Source organism: Actinomycetospora sp. CA-101289 (assembly GCF_050955895.1).
Taxonomy (GTDB): Bacteria; Actinomycetota; Actinomycetes; order Mycobacteriales; family Pseudonocardiaceae; genus Actinomycetospora.
In genome coordinates this window covers 994,306-1,012,525 of record NZ_CP192093.1, presented here as the reverse complement: position 1 = coordinate 1,012,525, position 18,220 = coordinate 994,306, and the positions used below count along the sequence as shown (strand labels likewise).

General features: G+C 76.4%; 16 protein-coding genes. 11 read left to right on the top strand and 5 right to left on the bottom strand.

The genetic code is table 11. The annotated features are described in order from the left end of the window. The first annotated feature begins 67 nt into the window (after positions 1-67). Positions 68-1,252 (top strand): hypothetical protein, encoded by a 1,185-nt coding sequence (locus ACQPX6_RS05050; RefSeq protein ID WP_433785879.1) that lies wholly within the window; start codon positions 68-70, stop codon positions 1,250-1,252. 90 nt (positions 1,253-1,342) lie between these two features. Here ACQPX6_RS05050 and groL read toward each other — a convergent pair whose 3' ends face one another. Continuing rightward, the gene (gene groL, locus ACQPX6_RS05045; RefSeq protein WP_433785878.1) at positions 1,343-2,974 is read right to left on the bottom strand and encodes a chaperonin GroEL; all 1,632 of its coding nucleotides are present in this window, start codon (positions 2,972-2,974) and stop codon (positions 1,343-1,345) included. A gap of 175 nt (positions 2,975-3,149) precedes the next feature. Next, entirely contained in the window at positions 3,150-4,454 is a 1,305-nt protein-coding gene (locus ACQPX6_RS05040; RefSeq protein WP_433785876.1) for a serine/threonine-protein kinase, read from the bottom strand. Between the two features lie 148 nt (positions 4,455-4,602). Between ACQPX6_RS05040 and moeA the strand changes: the two genes are divergently transcribed. The 4 genes from moeA (at position 4,603) to ACQPX6_RS05020 (ending at position 10,243) form a co-directional block, all read left to right on the top strand. Further along, on the top strand, positions 4,603-5,817 hold the full coding sequence (gene moeA, locus ACQPX6_RS05035) for a molybdopterin molybdotransferase MoeA (protein WP_433788192.1): 1,215 nt from the start codon (positions 4,603-4,605) through the stop codon (positions 5,815-5,817). A 360-nt stretch (positions 5,818-6,177) separates the two neighbouring features. Then, complete coding sequence (locus tag ACQPX6_RS05030; RefSeq protein WP_433785875.1) at positions 6,178-6,906, top strand: phosphatidylserine decarboxylase; 729 nt, start codon at positions 6,178-6,180, stop codon at positions 6,904-6,906. Beyond that, the gene (gene pssA / locus ACQPX6_RS05025; protein ID WP_433785874.1) at positions 6,903-7,991 is read left to right on the top strand and encodes a CDP-diacylglycerol--serine O-phosphatidyltransferase; all 1,089 of its coding nucleotides are present in this window, start codon (positions 6,903-6,905) and stop codon (positions 7,989-7,991) included. Before ACQPX6_RS05030 ends, pssA begins: the two co-directional genes overlap by 4 nt. Then, entirely contained in the window at positions 7,988-10,243 is a 2,256-nt protein-coding gene (locus ACQPX6_RS05020) for an AAA family ATPase (RefSeq protein WP_433785873.1), read from the top strand. The genes pssA and ACQPX6_RS05020 overlap by 4 nt, the downstream gene beginning before the upstream one ends. Before the next feature lie 29 nt (positions 10,244-10,272). Here the strand turns inward: ACQPX6_RS05020 and ACQPX6_RS05015 are convergent, their stop codons facing one another. Beyond that, positions 10,273-11,037, bottom strand: a complete 765-nt coding sequence (locus ACQPX6_RS05015) for a LytR C-terminal domain-containing protein (protein WP_433785872.1) — start codon at positions 11,035-11,037, stop codon at positions 10,273-10,275. A gap of 48 nt (positions 11,038-11,085) precedes the next feature. Beyond that, a complete protein-coding gene (locus ACQPX6_RS05010) occupies positions 11,086-11,442 on the bottom strand; it encodes a DUF3263 domain-containing protein (protein WP_433785871.1) in 357 nt (118 codons plus the stop codon). Positions 11,443-11,532: 90 nt separating this feature from the next. Here ACQPX6_RS05010 and ACQPX6_RS05005 point away from each other — a divergent pair, with 90 nt between their 5' ends. From ACQPX6_RS05005 to thiD (ACQPX6_RS04990), 4 genes are all read left to right on the top strand, one after another. After that, entirely contained in the window at positions 11,533-12,120 is a 588-nt protein-coding gene (locus ACQPX6_RS05005) for a peptide deformylase (protein WP_433785870.1), read from the top strand. A 64-nt stretch (positions 12,121-12,184) separates the two neighbouring features. Beyond that, entirely contained in the window at positions 12,185-13,093 is a 909-nt protein-coding gene (locus tag ACQPX6_RS05000) for a S1C family serine protease (protein ID WP_433785869.1), read from the top strand. Positions 13,094-13,214: 121 nt separating this feature from the next. Further along, positions 13,215-14,048, top strand: coding sequence for a bifunctional hydroxymethylpyrimidine kinase/phosphomethylpyrimidine kinase (thiD, locus tag ACQPX6_RS04995; protein ID WP_433785867.1), 834 nt, complete (start codon positions 13,215-13,217; stop codon positions 14,046-14,048). A gap of 15 nt (positions 14,049-14,063) precedes the next feature. After that, positions 14,064-14,891, top strand: a complete 828-nt coding sequence (gene thiD / locus ACQPX6_RS04990) for a bifunctional hydroxymethylpyrimidine kinase/phosphomethylpyrimidine kinase (protein WP_433785866.1) — start codon at positions 14,064-14,066, stop codon at positions 14,889-14,891. A 72-nt stretch (positions 14,892-14,963) separates the two neighbouring features. On the opposite strand, the gene ACQPX6_RS04985 is transcribed toward thiD (ACQPX6_RS04990), so the two are convergent. Beyond that, complete coding sequence (locus ACQPX6_RS04985) at positions 14,964-15,902, bottom strand: D-2-hydroxyacid dehydrogenase family protein (RefSeq protein ID WP_433785865.1); 939 nt, start codon at positions 15,900-15,902, stop codon at positions 14,964-14,966. Between the two features lie 75 nt (positions 15,903-15,977). On the opposite strand from ACQPX6_RS04985, the gene ACQPX6_RS04980 reads away from it, so the two are divergent. Next, on the top strand, positions 15,978-16,808 hold the full coding sequence (locus ACQPX6_RS04980) for a hypothetical protein (RefSeq protein WP_433785863.1): 831 nt from the start codon (positions 15,978-15,980) through the stop codon (positions 16,806-16,808). A 66-nt stretch (positions 16,809-16,874) separates the two neighbouring features. Beyond that, positions 16,875-18,161, top strand: a complete 1,287-nt coding sequence (locus tag ACQPX6_RS04975; protein ID WP_433788191.1) for a cytochrome P450 — start codon at positions 16,875-16,877, stop codon at positions 18,159-18,161. The last annotated feature ends 59 nt before the right edge of the window (positions 18,162-18,220 follow it).

The window sequence follows — 18,220 nt, the reverse complement described above, 5'->3', positions numbered from 1 at the left end:
TGCCGTCCGCGCCGTGCCGGCCACCCTCCGGGTTCACCAGGCGGTCGAGCACGGGCGAGGAGGGCCGATGACCGACCTCGAGCAACGACGCAGCAGGGACCCGTCCGCACAGGACGAGCGCCGCACCGTGGTGGTGGGCCTGCTGGCCGATCCCGACACCCCCGCCGAGGTCGCCGCGAAGCTGGTCGACACCCTGCCCGGCGTCCTCGGGGAACGCGTCGACGGGGACACCCACTGGGACGTCCGCACCATGACCCACCCCGTGACGGCGTCGGTGCAGGACCCCGAGGAGGTGCTCGGCGCGGTCGCCGACAAGACCGCCGACACCGACTGGGACATCGGCGTGTACCTCACCGACCTGCCGATGCAGCACGGCCAGCAGCCGATCCTCGCCGACCTCGACCACGACCGCCGCGTCGCCGGGCTCTCCCTGCCCGGGTTCGGCCCGTTCCTGCAGCACCACAAGGTGCGCCACGCGATCGTGCGCCTGGTCGCCGACCTCACCGGCACCGCCGACGCCGGCCTCGAGCGCGGGCAGCACCACCCCGGCCGCCTGGGACGCGCGGCGGCGAAGCACCTGCAGCCGGTCCGCGTCGTCCACCTCGACCAGGGGCGGCACACCCGGCGCTACGTCACGACCCGGGGGCGCGGGCGGGCCCGCCTGCTCGCCGGCATGGTGCGCACCAACCAGCCCTGGCGCCTCGTGGTGGGCATGCGCACCGCACTGGCCGCCGTCCTGGGCACCAGCGCCTACCTGACCCTCACCTCCACCACGACCTGGGTGCTGTCCACCCGCCTCGCGACCGGCAAGCTCATCCTGACCCTGCTGGTGGCCGTCGCGCTGATGGTCGCCTGGATCATCGGCGCCCACCACCTCTGGGAACGGGCCCGCGACCCCGGCGAGCGCGAGGAGACGATCCTCTACAACGCCTCCACCGTGATCACCCTGTCCCTCGGCGTCCTGACCATGGCGGCCGCGGTGTACGTGCTCACCCTGCTCGGCGCGCTGTTCTTCCTCGAGCCGTCGGTCCTCGGCTCGAGCCTGGGCCGCCCACCGACGTTCGGCGACCACCTCGTGCTCGCCTGGCTCGCCACCGGCCTGGCCACCATCGCCGGCGCCCTGGGCTCGGGGCTCGACAGCGAGGACGCCGTCCGGCGCGCCGCGTACGGCTACCGCGAGCGCCAGCGCCGCGACGAGATCGGCGAGGACGACGAGCACACCGAGAGCGAGAGCGCCTCCTCGTCGTCCTGACCCCGCCAGGCTGAGCGCCCGCGACCCCGGGAACGACGAAGGGCCGCACCCCTTGAGGGGTGCGGCCCTTCGTGCTGAGTCAGGCGTGGATCAGAAGTCCATGCCGCCCATGCCGCCGGTGGGGTCGCCCCCGCCGCCGCCGTTCTTCTCCGGCTTGTCCGCCACCACGGCCTCCGTGGTGAGGAACAGCGCCGCGATCGACGCGGCGTTCTGCAGCGCCGACCGGGTGACCTTGGCCGGGTCGATGATGCCCGCGGCGATCAGGTCCTTGTACTCGCCGGTGGCGGCGTCGAGGCCCTCACCGAGCGCGAGACCGCGGACCTTCTCGGCCACGACGCCGGGCTCGTGGCCGGCGTTGTGGGCGATCTGCTTCAGCGGCGCCTCGAGCGCGGTGCGCACGATGTTGGCGCCGGTGGCCTCGTCCCCGTCGAGCCCGAGGCCCGAGAAGACGTCGCCGACCGAGGCCTGCAGCAGGGCGACGCCGCCGCCGGCGACGATGCCCTCCTCGACCGCGGCCTTGGCGTTGCGCACCGCGTCCTCGATGCGGTGCTTGCGCTCCTTGAGCTCGACCTCGGTGGCGGCACCGGCGCGGATCACCGCGACGCCGCCGGCCAGCTTCGCGAGGCGCTCCTGGAGCTTCTCGCGGTCGTAGTCGGAGTCGCTGCGCTCGATCTCCGAGCGGATCTGGGTGACGCGACCCTGGATCTGGTCCTGCTCGCCGGCACCGTCGACGATGGTGGTCTCGTCCTTGGAGACGGTGACCTTGCGGGCGCGGCCCAGCAGGGTCAGGTCGGCGGTGTCGAGCTTGAGGCCGACCTCCTCCGAGATGACCTCGCCACCGGTGAGGATGGCCATGTCGGCCAGCATCGCCTTGCGGCGGTCACCGAAGCCGGGGGCCTTGACGGCGACCGACTTGAAGGTGCCACGGATCTTGTTGACGACCAGGGTGGCCAGGGCCTCGCCCTCGACGTCCTCCGAGATGATCGCCAGCGGCTTGCCGGACTGCATGACCTTCTCCAGCAGCGGGAGCAGGTCCTTCACCGACGAAATCTTGGAGGACATGAGCAGGATGTAGGGGTCGTCGAGCTCCGCCTCCATCCGGTCCTGGTCGGTGACGAAGTAGGGCGAGATGTAGCCCTTGTCGAAGCGCATGCCCTCGGTGAGCTCGAGCTCGAGCCCGAAGGTCTGCGACTCCTCGACGGTGATGACGCCTTCCTTGCCGACCTTGTCCATCGCCTCGGCGATGAGCTCGCCGATCTGCGAGTCGCCGGCGGAGATCGACGCGGTGGCGCTGATCTGCTCCTTGGTCTCGACCTCCTTGGCCGACTTCAGGAGCTGCTGGGAGACGGCCTCGGTGGCCTTCTCGATGCCCTTCTTCAGGGCCATCGGGTTGGCGCCGGCCGCGACGTTGCGCAGGCCCTCGCGGACGAGCGCCTGGGCGAGGACGGTCGCGGTGGTCGTGCCGTCACCGGCGACGTCGTCGGTCTTCTTCGCGACCTCCTTGACCAGCTCGGCCCCGATCTTCTCCCAGGGGTCCTCGAGCTCGATCTCCTTCGCGATCGAGACGCCGTCGTTGGTGATCGTGGGGGCGCCCCACTTCTTCTCCAGGACGACGTTCCGGCCACGCGGGCCGAGGGTCACCTTGACGGCGTCTGCGAGGGTGTTCATGCCCCGCTCGAGGCCACGCCGGGCCTCTTCGTCGAACGCGATCATCTTGGCCATGCGGGGGGTCCTCCGATGAGAGACGTGCTGGGCCGGGGTCCGGTGCCCGCGACGGACGGCCGGCTCCGTTCCGCCGGCCTCACCGTCCCGACCTGGCACTCGACGATACCGAGTGCCAAGTCCATGCTGGCACTCGGGTCGAGGGAGTGCAACCGAACCCCCCGGGGTGTCGGGATCAGCCCAGGAGCAGGACGAGCAGGACCACGAGCAGCAGGAGAGCCAGCCCGCCGGCGATGACGAGCACCCGGCCGGGACCGGCCCCGGCGCGGGCGAACGAGCCGTCGCGGTCGGGCGGCACGGGGTCGCGCAGGCGCATCGGCGGCGCCACCGACGACCGCGTGAGCGGGCCGGGCGGCGGCGCGCCCGGAGGTCCCGGCGGCGGACCCGGGGGACGGGGCGGTCCCGACGGGGGACGCCCGGGTCCTGGGGCGCCGCGCGGCGGGGTCGGCGGGGGCCCCCCGGGGCGGCCGGGCGGCGGTGTGCCGCGGGGCGGGGTGCCCGCGGGAGGCCCGGTGCCGTTCGACGCGGCGGACCGGTCGGCCCCGTCGCCCCCCGGCCCACCCGGCGGACGCAGCGGCCCGGACGGCGGGCCGGTGACGCTCCGGGCGGGCGGGGGGCCCACGAGCGGCGCGGGGCCCGGCCCGGTGAGCGCGCCGCGGGCGGCCTGGATGACCGCGCTCGCCGACTCGTGGCGCCGGGGGCGGTCCGGGTCCATGCCGCGGTGCACGACCTCGTCGATGCGGGGGTCGAGCCCGGCGAGCTCCGCGACGGAGGGCACGTCGCCGCCGAGGTGGCCGTCGATGACCTCGGTGACCGATCCCAGGTACGGGGCGCGCCCGGTGAGGCAGGTGAACAGCACGCAGGTCAGCGAGTAGACGTCGGTGCGCGCGTCCACGGGCTCGCCGCGCAGGTGCTCGGGGGCGGCGTAGGTGGGCGAGCCGAGGAAGTCGCCGCCCGAGGTGCGGTGGCCGGTGGCGCCGCGGCGGGTGAGGCCGAAGTCGGCGAGGTAGACGTGCTCGCCGGCCGACTCGCGCGTCGTCACCAGCACGTTGGCCGGCTTGACGTCGAGGTGCACGAGGCCCCGCGCGTGCACGGCGTCCAGCGCGTCGGCGACCTGGCCGAGCAGGCGCAGCGTGCGGGCCACGGTGAGCGGGCGCCCGTCGATGATGCTGGCGAGGTCGGGGCCCTCGACGTGGCGCATCGCGATGTAGAGGTGGCCGTCGGTCTCGTCGAAGTCGTAGAGCGGGACGACGTGGGAGTGGTCGATCGCCGAGGTGTTGCGGGCCTCGTCGACGAAGCGCTCGCGGAACTCGCGGTCGGCGGCCAGGGCCTCGTCGATGACCTTGAGCGCGACGCGGCGGCCCAGGCGGGTGTCGGTGGCGCGGTAGAGCACGCTCATGCCGCCGCGGCCGATCACCCCGTCCACGCGGAAGTGACCGAGCCGCTGCCCGGTCAGGTCCTGCGTGTTCCGGTCCGCCACGCCGCAGACCCTAACGCCGCCCTGCGCCGCCACCGGGCCGGATCGCGGGGCCCGATCGCGAGGTCACGTGACGGACGGGACGATGCGCGCCGTGACGGGACACGGGCACGGGCAGGGACACGGCCACGACCACGGCGACCCCGCGGCGATGCGGCCGGTGGACGAGCACGCCGCCGCCGTCGCCGCCCTGTTCTCCCCGACCCCCGCGGAGACGGTGCCGCTGGCGGACGCGCTGGGCCGGGTGCTCGCCGAGGACCTTGCCTCCCCCGTCGCCCTGCCCCCGTTCGCGAACTCGGCGATGGACGGCTACGCGGTGCGCAGCGCCGACCTCGGCGAGGTCCCCGTCGCGCTGCCCGTCGCCGCCGACATCCCGGCCGGGCGCACCGACGGTCCGCCGCTGGCCTTGGGCACCGCGCACCGGATCATGACCGGCGCACCGCTGCCCGAGGGCGCGGACGCGGTCGTCCAGGTCGAGTGGACCGACGCCGGCACCGAGCGGGTGCGCGTCGACCGGGCCGTCGCCGCCGGCCAGAACGTGCGGGGCGCCGGCGAGGACGTCACGGCCGGGACGGTCGTCCTGCCCACCGGCACGCTGCTCGGGCCCGCGCAGCTCGGGCTCGCCGCCGCCGTCGGCGCCGGGGCGCTGCCGGTGCGCCGCCGGCCCCGGGTGCTCGTGCTGTCCACCGGCTCCGAGCTGGTCGCGCCCGGCGAGCCCCTCGCGCACGGGCAGATCCACGAGTCGAACGGCCCGATGCTCGCCGCCGCCGTCACCGACGCGGGCGGCACGGCCGAGCTCCTGCGCTTCGTCCCCGACGACGTGGCCGCGTTCACCGCCACCCTCGACGACGCCCTGGCCGCGCACCCCGACGACCCGGTCGACCTCGTCCTCACCTCGGGCGGGGTCAGCGCCGGCGCGTACGAGGTGGTGAAGGACGCCTTCACCGACCGGGGCGTCACGTTCACCAAGGTGGCGATGCAGCCCGGGATGCCGCAGGGCCTCGGCCGCTATCCCGGCCCCCTCGGCGACGTCGCCGTGGTGACGCTGCCGGGCAACCCGGTGAGCTCGCTGGTGTCGTTCGAGGTGTTCGTCCGCCCCGCCCTGCGCGCCGCCGCGGGCCACCCGCAGCCGGCGCGGCCGCGGGTGCGGGCCCGCCTCGCCGAGGCCCTCGACTCGCCGGCCGGGCGGCGCCAGTTCCGCCGCGGGCGCATCGACGCGGTCGCCGGGACGGTCTCGACGGTGGGCGCGGCGGGCTCGCACCTGCTCGCCGCGCTGGCCCGCGCCGACTGCCTCCTGGTGGTCGGCGAGCAGACCACGCACGTCGACGCAGGCGAGCCCGTCGAGGTCTGGCTCCTGGACGGGTGATGCAGGAGTGGCTCGATGTGGCGCCTCACGCCCCGGTCGAGGCGGGGTCGACCGTCCCGTCGAGCGGTCCCGTTGCGCCGTTGGGGCGACCCGGCCTTCCGCCACCGCCCGACATCGGGCACCATGTGTGACAGGTGTCATGGGGTGCGCGGAGCGCGTCCCGGACACTTCCCGGGTGGGCCCCTCGAGGACCAACCGCTTGTCGCTGGGGAGCGGACGAGCGGTTCCTGGCCGGGGTCGCCGACTCGGGGGTTGGCGGCCCCGGCCCCATCCCGCCCCCTTCCCACCTCGTCCTCACCGCGGCCCTGCCGATAGGTTTTCCTCGCGCGCGCCGTCGAGGAGAGGGATCCGAGAGCGACGATGGGCCAGTCCGAGACCGTCCCCGGCGGCACCGTCCGTCACGCACTGACCCTCGTGAGGGACACGATCCCCCCGCTGCACCCCGGCGGCCGCCCCGTGATCGGCGCGGTCGCCGCCGCCGCGCTCGGCCTGCGCGCGCTGCGCGGGCGCGGCACCTTCGCCGCGCTGGCGGTCACGGCCGGGGTCGCCGCGTTCTTCCGCGCCCCCCACCGCACGACGCCGCGCCGGGCGGGCATCGCCGTCGCGCCCGCGGACGGCACCGTCAGCCTCGTCGACGTCGCCGAGCCGCCCGCGGACCTCGTCGCCCTCGGCCTGCCGCCGGGGCCGCGACCGCGGGTCAGCGTCTTCCTCTCGGTCTACGACGTGCACGTGCAGCGCGTCCCCGTCGACGGCCAGGTCCGCGCCGTCGAGCACACGCCCGGCGGCTACCTGTCCGCCGACCTGCCCGCGGCCAGCGACACCAACGCCCGCACGGCGGCGTGGGTGCACGGCACCGACGGGCACGACCTCGTCGTCCTGCAGATCGCCGGCCTCGTGGCGCGCCGCATCGTCTGCGACGTGGCGCCGGGCGACGAGGTGCGCGCGGGCGACGTCTACGGGCTCATCCGCTTCGGCTCGCGCGTCGACCTGCTGCTGCCGCCCGGCAGCACGATCCACGTCGAGCCCGGTCAGCGGGCCGTCGGCGGCGAGACGGTGCTCGCCGACCTGCCCGAGCCCGGCCCCCGATGACGCCCGACGCCGCCGCCGGGCGGTCCGGCGGGCGCGGGGTGCGGCTGCTGCCCAACGCGGTCACCGTGCTGGCGCTGTGCTCGGGGCTCTCGGGCGTGCAGTTCATGCTCACCGACAACCGTGTCGCCGCCCTCGCCGCCATCGCGCTGGCCGCCGTCTTCGACGCCCTCGACGGCCGCCTCGCGCGCCTGCTCGACGCGACGAGCCGCATGGGCGCCGAGCTGGACTCGCTCTCGGACTGCATCTCGTTCGGCGTGTCCCCGGCCCTGATCCTGTTCCTGTGGACGCTGCACGACATCCGCATCGGGTGGGTCGTGGCGCTCGTGCTGGTGGTGTCCGCGGCGCTGCGCCTCGCCCGCTTCAACACGCTCTCCGACGACGACGAGGCGCCGCCGTACGCCGGGGAGTTCTTCGTCGGCGTGCCCTCCCCCGCGGGCGCGCTCGTCGTGCTGGCCCCGCTGGCGCTCGAGGTCCAGCTCGGCCCGGGGTTCTGGTCGAGCCCCATCGCCGTCGCGGTGTGGACGGTGCTGGCCGGCGCGCTGATGATCAGCCGCGTACCCACCGCGTCGCTCAAGAGCGTCCGCGTCCCGCCGCCCCTGGTCGCGCCCCTGCTCGTGGCCGTCGCGTTCGCGGCCGCGGCCCTGGTGACGTTCCCCTTCGTGGTCTACGCGGTGGCGGTGGCGATCTACCTGCTGCACATCCCCTACGCCGCCAACCGCTACCGCTGGCTCGGCCGCCACCCCGAGGTGTGGCACGTGCCCCCGCGCCAGCGCCGCGCCGTCCGCCGGGCGCACCGCCGCCTCGGCCTCGCGCCGCCCCGGCGCCCGCTGCGCCGCCGCGTCGCCGGTGCCGCGGCCCGCGCCGGCAGCGCCGCCCGCAACATCGGCCGCGACCGGGACCGCGACGGCGACCGCGTGCGCGGCGGTGAGCGCACCGCGCCGCTGCCACCCCCGACGCCGTCGAGTGACGGGCGGGGCCGGAGGGGCGGGCGTGACGAGCGCGACGGGTACGACGCCCGCGGCCGGCCCCGCCCGCGCGGCTCGCGCCGGCTCGGCCTGCGCCGTCACCGGGACGAGCGCCCGTGACCGCCCCCGGCCGCGTCGACCTCCTCGCCCGCCTCGGCACCTCCGCCGGCGACGCCCGCCGTGGCGTCGTCCGCCTGCACCCCGAGGTCATCACCGCGCTGGGTCTGCAGGCGTGGGACGCCGTCCGCGTCACCGGCGCGCGCACCACGGCCGCGCTCGCGGCGCCCGCCCCCGAGCCCGCGGCGCCCGGCGCGGCGGTGCTCGACGAGACGACGATGGTCAACGCCGGCGCGGTCGACGGCGCCACCGTGGGCGTGGCCGCCGCACCGGTCGCGGTCGCGCGCCACGTCGAGCTGGCCGGCTCGCGGCTGGCGACGGCCGCCCTGCCGCCCGCGACGCTGCGCCTCGCCCTCACGGGCAAGGTCCTGCTGCCCGGGGACACGCTCTCGCTGCTGCCCCAGGACCTCGCCCCGGCCCCAGGGGCCGACGCCCCGGGCGCGCGGCGCGGGCTCGCCGCGGCGCTCGGCGGGACGTGGACCACCGAGCTGGTGACGGTGACCGCCGCCGAGGCGCCCGCCGGCATCGACCCCGCCGCCGCCCTGGCCGTCGGCCCCACCACGGTCGTGCGCTGGCGCAACGGGGCGAGCACGGGGACGGCGGCCGCCCCGTCGACCGCGCCGGTCTCCACCACGGCCCCGGCCGCCGTGCCCGCGCCGGTCGCCGAGGCGCCCGCCGAGCCCGTCGTCGCCGTCGGCGACCTCATCGGGCACGCCGACGCCGCCCGCCGTCTCGGCGAGTGGTTCGACCTCGTCTTCCGCCGCCCCGAGCTGCTCGAGCGCCTGGGGGCCGCGCCGCACCTCGGGGTGCTGGTCAGCGGCCCCGAGGGCGTCGGCAAGACCACGCTGGTCCGCGCGGTCGCCGCCGAGGCCGAGGCACGCGTGGTGCACCTGGACGGCCCCGCCGTCGCGGCCATCGAGGCCGGCACCGCCGCGGCCCGCGTCCGCGAGGCCGTCGACGACGCCCTGTCGAGCGCGCCGGGCGTCCTGCTCGTGACCGACGGCGAGATGCTGCTGCCCGCCGCCGACCCGCCGCCGCTGTCGACCCTGGTGCTCGAGTCACTGCGCCGGGCGTCGAGCACCGCGGGCGTCGCGCTGGTGATCACGTCATCGCGCGCGGAGGCGCTCGACCCGCGGGTGCGCGGCGCCGACCTCGTCGACCGCGAGCTGACCCTGCCCGCGCCGGGCGACCGCGACCGCGCCGAGCTGTTGCGCGTCCTGCTGCGCGAGGTGCCGCTGGCCCGCGACGTCGACCTCGCCGCCGTCGGCACCCGCACCCCGGGCTTCGTCGCGGGCGACCTCGTCGCGCTGCGCCGCGAGGCCGCGGTGCGCGCGGCGCTGCGGGTCGGGCCGGACGACGGTGAGCCGACGCTCACGACCGACGACCTGCTCGGCGGGGTGTCGTCGGTGCGCCCGGCGTCGCTGTCGTCGGGGTCGCAGACGCTGTCGTCGGGCGGGCTGACCCTCGACCGGGTCGGCGACATGGTGGAGACCAAGCAGGCGCTCACCGAGACGATCCTGTGGCCGCTGCGCTACCCCGACTCGTTCGCCCGGCTCGGGGTGTCCCCGCCGCGGGGCGTGCTGCTCTACGGCCCGCCCGGGTGCGGCAAGACGTTCCTCGTGCGGGCGCTGGCGGGCACCGGCTCGCTGAACGTCTTCGTGGTCAAGGGCGCCGAGGTGCTCGACAAGTACGTCGGCGAGTCCGAGCGCGCGGTGCGGTCGCTCTTCGCCCGCGCCGCGGCGGCGTCGCCCGCGCTGGTGTTCCTCGACGAGATCGACGCCCTGGCCCCGCGCCGGGGTGGGTCCACCGACGCCGGTGTCGCCGACCGCGTCGTCGCCGCCCTGCTCACCGAGCTCGACGGCGCCGAGCCGCTGCGCGACGTCGTCGTGCTGGGCGCCACCAACCGCCCCGAGCTCATCGACCCCGCGCTCCTGCGCCCCGGGCGGCTCGAGCGGCGCGTGTACGTGCCGCCGCCGGACGCGGCCGCCCGCGCCGACATCCTGCGCGCGTCGTCCCGGGACACCCCGCTGGCCGACGACGTCGACCTGGACGCGCTGGCCGCCGACCTCGACCGCTACTCGGCGGCCGACTGCGCGGCCCTGATCCGCGAGGCGGCGCTCACGGCGATGCGCACGTCGCTGGACTCGACCGAGGTGTCGGCGGCGGACCTGGCCGCGGCCCGCGACGCCGTGCGGCCCTCGCTCGACCCGCGCCAGCTCGCCGAGCTCGAGGCCTACGCCGACCAGACGGGCTAACTGGTCGCGCCAAGGAGATCCGGCGCGGATCAACTGGCTCCCGAGCGCCAGTTGTTGGTCGCGATCACGATGACGCCGGGCGAGGCGCCCTGGATGCCGTCGAAGCGCGGCATCGCGCGGATGCCGAACTGGCGCGCGATCGCGTCCGCCGGGCCCTCCTCGCCGCTGCCCGGGCGGAAGTAGACGGTGCTCTCGGGGATGACGCCGTTGGGGTAGTTGCCGACCTCGGCGACGTTCCAGCCCCGCGCCCGCAGGTCGCCCGCGGCGCGGTCGGCGAGACCGACGATCGTCGAGTTGTTGAAGACCCGGACCGCGACCGCCGACGTGGCACCGGAGCCGCCGCCGGCCCCACCGCCACCGCCGCCACCGCCGCCACCGGGCGCACCGCCGCCGGCACCGCCGGCCCCGCCGCCACCGGGCACGATCGGCGCGCCGACGGCCGGGGCGCCCGCGGCGAGCGGGGAGCCGGGGACGCCGGGCTGGCCGGGAGCGCCGGGCTGGCCGGGAGCGCCGGGCTGACCGGGCTGGACGAAGCCGCCCGGACCGCCGGGCTGGCCGGGCGGGGCCTGGCCGGGGGCGCCGACCGGCGGACCCCCGGGCTGACCCGCGGCCGGGTCGCCGGTGGCCCCGGGCAGGGGCGCGGCGGAGGTCGGGCTCGCGGGGGCCGCGGTGGGGCTCGAGGGCCCCTCGCCACCGAGCGCGAGCAGGCCGACCACGGCGGCCACACCCGCGACGGCGAGCAGGACGATGCCCGCGATGCGCATCCGCGAGGCGTCGGACCCTGGCCCAGTCATCCTGCTCCCTCCGTGGCGGCGATCTACCGCACGGAGGTCAGGAGACCACTATCGCGGCTCGACTCCGAGCCGACGCGCCGCACGCGCCCGCTGTCGGCTCTGGCGCAGGCGCCGCAGCCGCTTGACGAGCATCGGGTCGGCCGCGAGCGCCTCCGGGCGGTCGACCAGCGCGTTGAGCACCTGGTAGTACCGCGTCGCGGACATGTCGAAGAGCTCGCGGATCGCCTGCTCCTTCGCGCCCGCGTACTTCCACCACTGACGCTCGAACGCGAGGATCTCCCGATCCCGACGGTCGAGCCCGTCCGAGGGCTCGTCGTCCTGCGGGGGATGCACCCGTACCGCGTCCGCCACGCTGCTCGCCTCCTGCCACGGCGTCGGAGCTGGCGCGAATGACACGCCTGTCATTAGCGCCCCTCCATTACAGCACGACGCCCCGACAACGCGGGGCGTCCGGCGCCGGGTCGACGCGGACGGGCGGGCACTACGGTGCCCGCCGTGACCGTCAGGCCCGTCCTCGTCGTCGGTGAGCCGGTGCTCCACCGCCCCACCCGCCGGGTCGACGCGGAGGAGTTCGGCGGGGAGTCGCTGCGCACGCTCGTCGCGGACCTCTTCGACACCATGGACGCCGCGAACGGCGTCGGGCTGGCCGCCAACCAGATCGGCGACGACCGGCGGGTGTTCGTCTTCGACTGCCCCGACCCCGCCCTCGGGGGCGAGCGCCGCCGCGGTGTCGTGGTCAACCCGGTGCTCACCGCCGACCCGCCGCCGCAGACCATGCCCGACGAGGAGGAGGACGAGGAGGGCTGCCTGTCGGTGCCCGGCGAGGCGTTCCCCACCGGGCGGGCCGAGGCCGCCGAGGTGCGCGGGGCCGACGCGGAGGGCGAGGAGGTCGTCGTGACGGCCACGGGCTACCTGGCCCGGTGCCTGCAGCACGAGACCGACCACCTCGACGGGTACGTCTACCTCGACCGCCTCGTGGGCCGGTACCGCCGCGCCGCCAAGCGCGCGGTGCGCAGCCACGGCTGGGGCGTGCCCGGCCACTCCTGGATGCCCGGCGTCGACCCGGACCCGTTCGGGCACTGAGGCCCCGGTTCACCCACAGCGGACACGCGCACCGGGACCGGTGCAACGGTGTAAGCACGAGGGCGTGGACGAGCTCGACGCCTACTCCCGCACCGTGAGCACGGTCGCGGCCGCCGTGGGCCCTTCGGTCGCCGCGGTGCGCGCGGGCCGGGGCAGCGGGTCGGCCGTGGTGCTCGACCACGGGGTGCTGGTCACCAACGCGCACGTCGTCGGCGGGCACCGCGAGGGCACGGTCGCCTACGCCGACGGCACCGAGGGCACGGTCACCGTCCGCGGCGCCGACGCGCTCTCCGACCTCGCGGTCCTCGTCACCCCCGACCCCACGCCGCCGCCGCTGGAGCTCGGCGACGCCGCGACGCTCGTGGTCGGCCAGCTGGTCGTGGCCGTCGGGAACCCGCTGGGGCTCGCCGGCTCGGTCACCGCCGGCGTCGTCAGCGGGCTCGGGCGGGCGCTGCCGGTGCGCAGCGGATCGGCGAGCCGGGTGGTCGAGGACGTGATCCAGACCGACGCCGCGCTCAACCCGGGCAACTCCGGGGGCGCGCTCTCGGACGCGTCGGGGCGCGTGGTCGGCATCAACACCGCGGTCGCGGGCGTCGGCCTCGGGCTCGCGGTGCCGATCTCGGCGACGACGCGGCGCATCCTCGAGACGCTGCGCGCCGAGGGACGGGTGCGCCGCGGCTACCTCGGCCTGGTCGGGGCGCCGGCGCCGCTGCCCGCCGAGATCGCCGCCCGCCTGGGCCGCCCGAAGGGGCTGCGGGTCGCCGAGGTGGTGGCCGGCAGCCCGGCGGCGCGCGCGGGCCTGCGTCCCGGGGACCTCGTCGTCTCGGCCGACCGCGAGGCCGTCAGCGACGCGCAGGGCCTGCAGCGCCGGCTGTTCGCGCCGTCGATCGGGCGCACGATGCCGGTGACGGTGCTGCGCGGCGCGGCGATGGTCGACGTCCTCGCCGTGCCGACGGAGCTCGCCGAGCGCTGATAGCGTCGCCGCACCGATCGCGGGAGCTCGCCAGAGCGGGCTGAGAGGGCGGCTGGCCACACCGGCCCGCGCCGCCGACCGTCGCACCACGCCGGGTAATGCCGGCACGGGAGGGATCACCGTGGACGCCCGCACGCCGCCCGTCGCCCTCGCGATCGCCGGCACCGACTCCGGGGGCGGGGCGGGCATCACGGCCGACGTCCGCGCCTTCACCGCCTGCGGGGTGCACGGGGCGGTGGCGATCGCCGCCGTCACCGTGCAGAACTCCGTGGGCGTCTCCGGCTTCCACGCCGTGCCGCCCGAGGTCGTCGCCGACCAGATCCGCACCGTCGCCGGCGACATGGGCGTCGACGCGGCCAAGACCGGGATGCTGGCGTCGAGCGACATCATCGAGGCGGTCGTGGCGGCCGCCGGCGAGGTGGGCCTCGGGACGCGCGTGCCGTTCGTCGTCGACCCCGTCGCCGCGTCGATGCACGGCCACTCCCTGCTGGCGCCCGACGCGCTGGACGCGGTGCGCCACGCGCTCATCCCGCGGGCGACGCTCGTGACCCCCAACCTCGACGAGGTCCGGCTGCTCGTGGGCGTCGACGTCGTCGACGAGGCCACCGCCCGGGAGGCGGCCCGGGCGCTGCTGGACCTCGGGGCGGGCGCCGCGCTGGTCAAGGGCGGGCACCTCGAGGGGTCCGCCGAGGTCGTCGACCTGCTCGTCACCGCCGACGGCACCGAGCGCGCGTACTCGTCGCCGCGCATCGACACGGAGCACAGCCACGGCGGCGGCGACTCGCTGGCCTCGGCCACCACCGCGGGGCTCGCGCGGGGCCTGGCGCTGCCCGACGCCGTGGCGCTGGGCAAGGCGTACGTGACGCGGGCGGTGGCGCACGCCTACCCCCTGGGCGCCGGGCACGGCCCGGTGTCGGCGCTGTGGTCGGTGGCCGACTGGGAGCGCGACGCGTGAGGCGATGATGGGCCGATGGCCGAGACCCCGCCGCGCGCGCTGACCATCGCGGGCTCCGACTCCGGCGGCGCCGCCGGGCTCGAGGCCGACCTGCGGGCGATGACGGCGTGCGGGGTGCACGGGTGCGTGGCCGTCACCGCGGTCACCGTGCAGAACTCGCTCGGCGTCTCCGGGGTGCACCTGGTGCCGCCGGAGACCGTGGCCGCGCAGGTGCGGGCGGTGGTCACCGACATCGGCGTCGGGGCCGCCAAGACCGGGATGCTCGCGTCGCGGGAGATCATCGACGCGGTCGCGGACGTCGTCGACGACGTGGGGATCGGGCGCGACGCCGACCGCGTCCCGTTCGTCGTCGACCCCGTGGCGGCGTCGATGGCCGGCGAGCCGCTGCTGGCCGAGGACGCGATGGAGGCGATCCGCACGCGGCTGTTCCCCCGCGCGGCGCTCGCGACCCCGAACCTCGACGAGGTGCGCCTGCTCGTCGGCGTCGAGGTCACCGACGCCGCGACCGCCCGCGAGGCCGCCGCGGCCCTGTACGCGCTGGGACCGCGGTACGTGCTGGTCAAGGGCGGGCACCTGCGCGGGTCGCCCGAGGTGATCGACCTGCTCTTCGACGGCGAGCGGACCTGGGAGTTCAGCGGCCCGCGCATCGACACCCCGCACGTCCACGGCGCGGGCGACGCCCTGGCCAGCGCGACGTGCGCCGCGCTGGCCCGGGGCCTGGACATGCCCGACGCCGTCGCGTCGGCGGAGCGCTACATCCGGCGCGCGGTCGCCGAGTCCTACCCCCTCGGCGCCGGCGTCGGCCCGGTCTCGCCGTTCTGGGCGGTGCACGCCCACCGGTGAGGTGCGCTGCGCGCACGTGAGCAGTTCTTGGTGCTCGGGCACCGAGAGGTGCTCACGTGCGCGGAGCGCACCTCACCCGAGCTCGCGGATCGGGGCGCCGTCGGCCCAGGCGGCGATGTCCTCCACCGCCTCGCGGTAGAACACGTCGTAGGAGCCCTCGGTGACGTAGCCCAGGTGCGGGGTCAGCACGGTGTTCGGCAACGTGCGCAGCGGCGAGTCGGCGGGCAGCGGCTCGGTGCCGAACACGTCGAGCGCCGCCCCGCCGATCCGGCCCTCGTGCAGCGCCGCGACCAGCGCGTCCTCGTCGACGATCGGGCCGCGGGACGTGTTCACGAGCAGCGCGGTCGGCTTCATCCGCGCCAGCTCGTCGCGCCCGATGAGGCCGGTGGTGCGTTCGGAGAGCTTGAGGTGGATCGTCACGACGTCGGAGGTGGCCAGCAGCTCGTCCTCCTCGACCGGCGTGACGCCGGCGGCGCGGGCCTCGTCGGGGTCGAGGTGCTGGCTCCACGCGACGACGTCCATGCCGAAGGCGAGCCCGACCGTCGCCACCGGCCGCCCCAGCCCGCCCAGGCCGACGACGCCGAGGCGCCGCCCCGAGAGGTCGCGGCCGAGGGTGTGCTGCCAGCCGCCCTCGCGCACGGCGCGGTCCTCGGCGGGGACGTGGCGGGCGGCGGCGAGGATCAGCGCCCACGTCATCTCGACCGTCGGCGTGGACGGGCTGACGCCGCCCGTGCCCGAGACCGTGACGCCGCGCTCGCGGGCCGCGGCGACGTCGATGGCGACGTTGGCCGGGCCCGTCGTCACCAGCAGGCCGAGGTGCGGCAGGCGCGCGAGGACGTCGGCGGGGAACGCGGTGCGCTCGCGCATCGCCACGACGACGTCGTAGGGCTCGAGGGCGGCGACGACGTCGTCGGGCCCCCCGAGGTGCTCGGTGAAGAACGTCACCTCCTGCGCGCCGAGCGAGTCCCAGTCGGCGTGGGCCGAGGCGACCTGCTGGTAGTCGTCGAGCACGGCAACGCGGTGAGGGCGGCGCGGGGTCGGCACGGGCCGGGTGTGCCCCCGGGGGTGCGGGGGCACACACCCGCCGTGCCGCCCGACGCCGACCCGCTGCCCGTGCTGCGTCCCACCCGGGCCCGCTGGGCGGTGTACGCCGAACGGCCGCGACGGCGCGCGCAGCAGTTCGTCGCCGACGTCGCGGTGCTGACGTGGGCGGCGATCGTCGTGTCCATGGCGGTCCTGCTCCACGACGCGGTCCTCGCCCTGCAGGAGCCGGGGCGCCGGCTCGGCGGGGCCGGCGAGCGGGTGCGCGACACCTTCGGCTCCGCCGCCGACACCGCGTCCGGGGTGCCGTTCGTGGGCGACGACCTCGCCCGCGCCCTGTCCGGGGGAACCCAGGCAGGTGATTCGCTCGTCGCGGCCGGTGAGCAGGAGGTCGCCGCGGTCGCGTCGCTGGCCACCGGGCTCGCCTGGTTGCTCGTGGTGCTGGCGCTGCTGCCCGTCGTCGCCGTGTGGCTGTCGTTGCGGGTGCGCTGGATGCTCTCGGCGCGCGCCGTGCTCGCGCTGCGCGACGGCCTGGGCCGCGCCGCGGGCGCCGGTGACGCGGACCTGCTGGCCCTCCGTGCCCTGGCCAACGGCTCGCCGCGCCGGTTGGCGCGCGCGGTGCCGGGCGCGGCGGGCGGCTGGCGACGGGGCGATCCGCACGTCCTGTCCCGGCTCGCCGAGATCGAGCTCGCCCGCCTCGGGCTGCGCGGTCCGACGTTCGTCCGCGCCCCGGCCGTGGACCCCGAACCGGTTGTACGGGACGATCCGGACAGCACGGCGTCACGGACGTCCGGGGACGGCTCCGGGGCCGACCCCGACGAACGGTGGGGTGACACACCCCTACCACCGGGTCCCCCGGGCAGCCCAACGTCCTAGCCTCGGCCCCCGGTCGGCGTCGCGACGCACGGGAGGGGCAGCATGGACACGGTGGACCGATCACGCCTGGCCGCATGGCGGTCGCGCGTCGTGGGCTGGGCGGCGCGCCATTACCTCGCCTGGCGCAGCCGGCGCGGGCTCGATCCGGTGACGCTGCTGCCCGACCACGCCCTCATGCCGCTGCGCCGCGACGGACTCGACCCGGTGCCGGCGCTGCGGGAGGCGCGCGAGGATGCGCCGGTGCGCCACTTCCCGCTGCCCTTCGGGGTGACGGCGTGGCTGATCACCGGCCACGAGGAGGCGCGCGCCGTCCTCGGCCGCACCCGGGGGCTCTCGAACGACTTCGGCCACCTCGTGGGCCAGGCCGGCGTCAAGGAGGGCCAGAACCCGGGTGGGCTGGGCTTCACCGACCCGCCGGAGCACACGCGGCTGCGCCGCCTCCTGACCCCCGAGTTCACGATCCGGCGCCTCAGCCGACTGCGCCCGCGGATCGCCGAGATCGTCGAGGGCCAGCTGGACGTGATGGAGGCACTGGTCGCGGCGGGCGAGCCGGTTGACCTGGTGCGCGACTTCGCGACCCCCATCCCGTCGCTGACCATCTGCGAGCTGCTCGGTATCCCGTACGACGAGCGCGACGAGTTCCAGGCGCTCTCCACCGCCCGCTTCGACCTCTTCGGCGGCGCGGGCGCGGTCTTCGACAACATCTCGGGGTCGATGCAGTACCTGCGCGGGGTCGTCGCGCGGCAGCGCGTCGCGCCGGGCGAGGGCCTGCTCGGGCAGCTGATCCGCGACCACGGCGACGAGCTGGACGACGACGAGCTGGCCGAGCTGGCCGACGGCCTGCTCACCGGCGGGCTCGAGACGTCGGCGTCGATGCTGGCCCTCGGCGCCATGGTGCTGCTGCGCGACCCCGACAGCTTCGCCCTCGTGCGCGACGAGCCCGACGCGGTGAACGGGTTCGTGGAGGAGCTGCTGCGCTACCTCACCGTGGTGCAGATCGCGTTCCCGCGCTTCGCCACCGAGGACATGACGCTCGGCGGGGTACAGATCAGCAAGGGCGACGGGCTGCTCGTGTCGCTCTCGGCCGCCGACCGGGACCCGCGCCTGACCCCGGACCCCGAGCGCTTCGACCCCCGCCGCGAGCCGACCCCGCACCTCGCCTTCGGCCACGGCATCCACCGCTGCGTCGGCGCGGAGCTGGCGCGCATGGAGCTGCGCGCGGCCTACCCGGCCCTGCTGCGCCGGTTCCCGCACCTGCACCTGGCCGACGGCGCGGGCACGCTGGACGACCAGCCGTTCCGCACCACCTCGATCGTCTACGGCGTCGACGCGCTGCCGGTGGCCCTGTCCTGACCGCGCCCCGTGCCAGCGTGGGGGCCACGCTGGCGTTCAACGCGAGGAAATCCGCATCC

Excerpts from the sequence above, each read along its gene's own strand:
- thiD (WP_433785866.1), top strand. The coding sequence starts at position 14,064 with ATGGCCGAGACCCCGCCGCGCGCGCTGACCATCGCGGGCTCCGACTCC.
- ACQPX6_RS05030 (WP_433785875.1), top strand. The coding sequence starts at position 6,178 with ATGGGCCAGTCCGAGACCGTCCCCGGCGGCACCGTCCGTCACGCACTG.
- ACQPX6_RS05010 (WP_433785871.1), bottom strand. The coding sequence starts at position 11,442 with ATGACAGGCGTGTCATTCGCGCCAGCTCCGACGCCGTGGCAGGAGGCG.
- ACQPX6_RS05050 (WP_433785879.1), top strand. The coding sequence starts at position 68 with ATGACCGACCTCGAGCAACGACGCAGCAGGGACCCGTCCGCACAGGAC.
- ACQPX6_RS05015 (WP_433785872.1), bottom strand. The coding sequence starts at position 11,037 with ATGACTGGGCCAGGGTCCGACGCCTCGCGGATGCGCATCGCGGGCATC.
- moeA (WP_433788192.1), top strand. The coding sequence starts at position 4,603 with ATGCGGCCGGTGGACGAGCACGCCGCCGCCGTCGCCGCCCTGTTCTCC.
- groL (WP_433785878.1), bottom strand. The coding sequence starts at position 2,974 with ATGGCCAAGATGATCGCGTTCGACGAAGAGGCCCGGCGTGGCCTCGAG.
- pssA (WP_433785874.1), top strand. The coding sequence starts at position 6,903 with ATGACGCCCGACGCCGCCGCCGGGCGGTCCGGCGGGCGCGGGGTGCGG.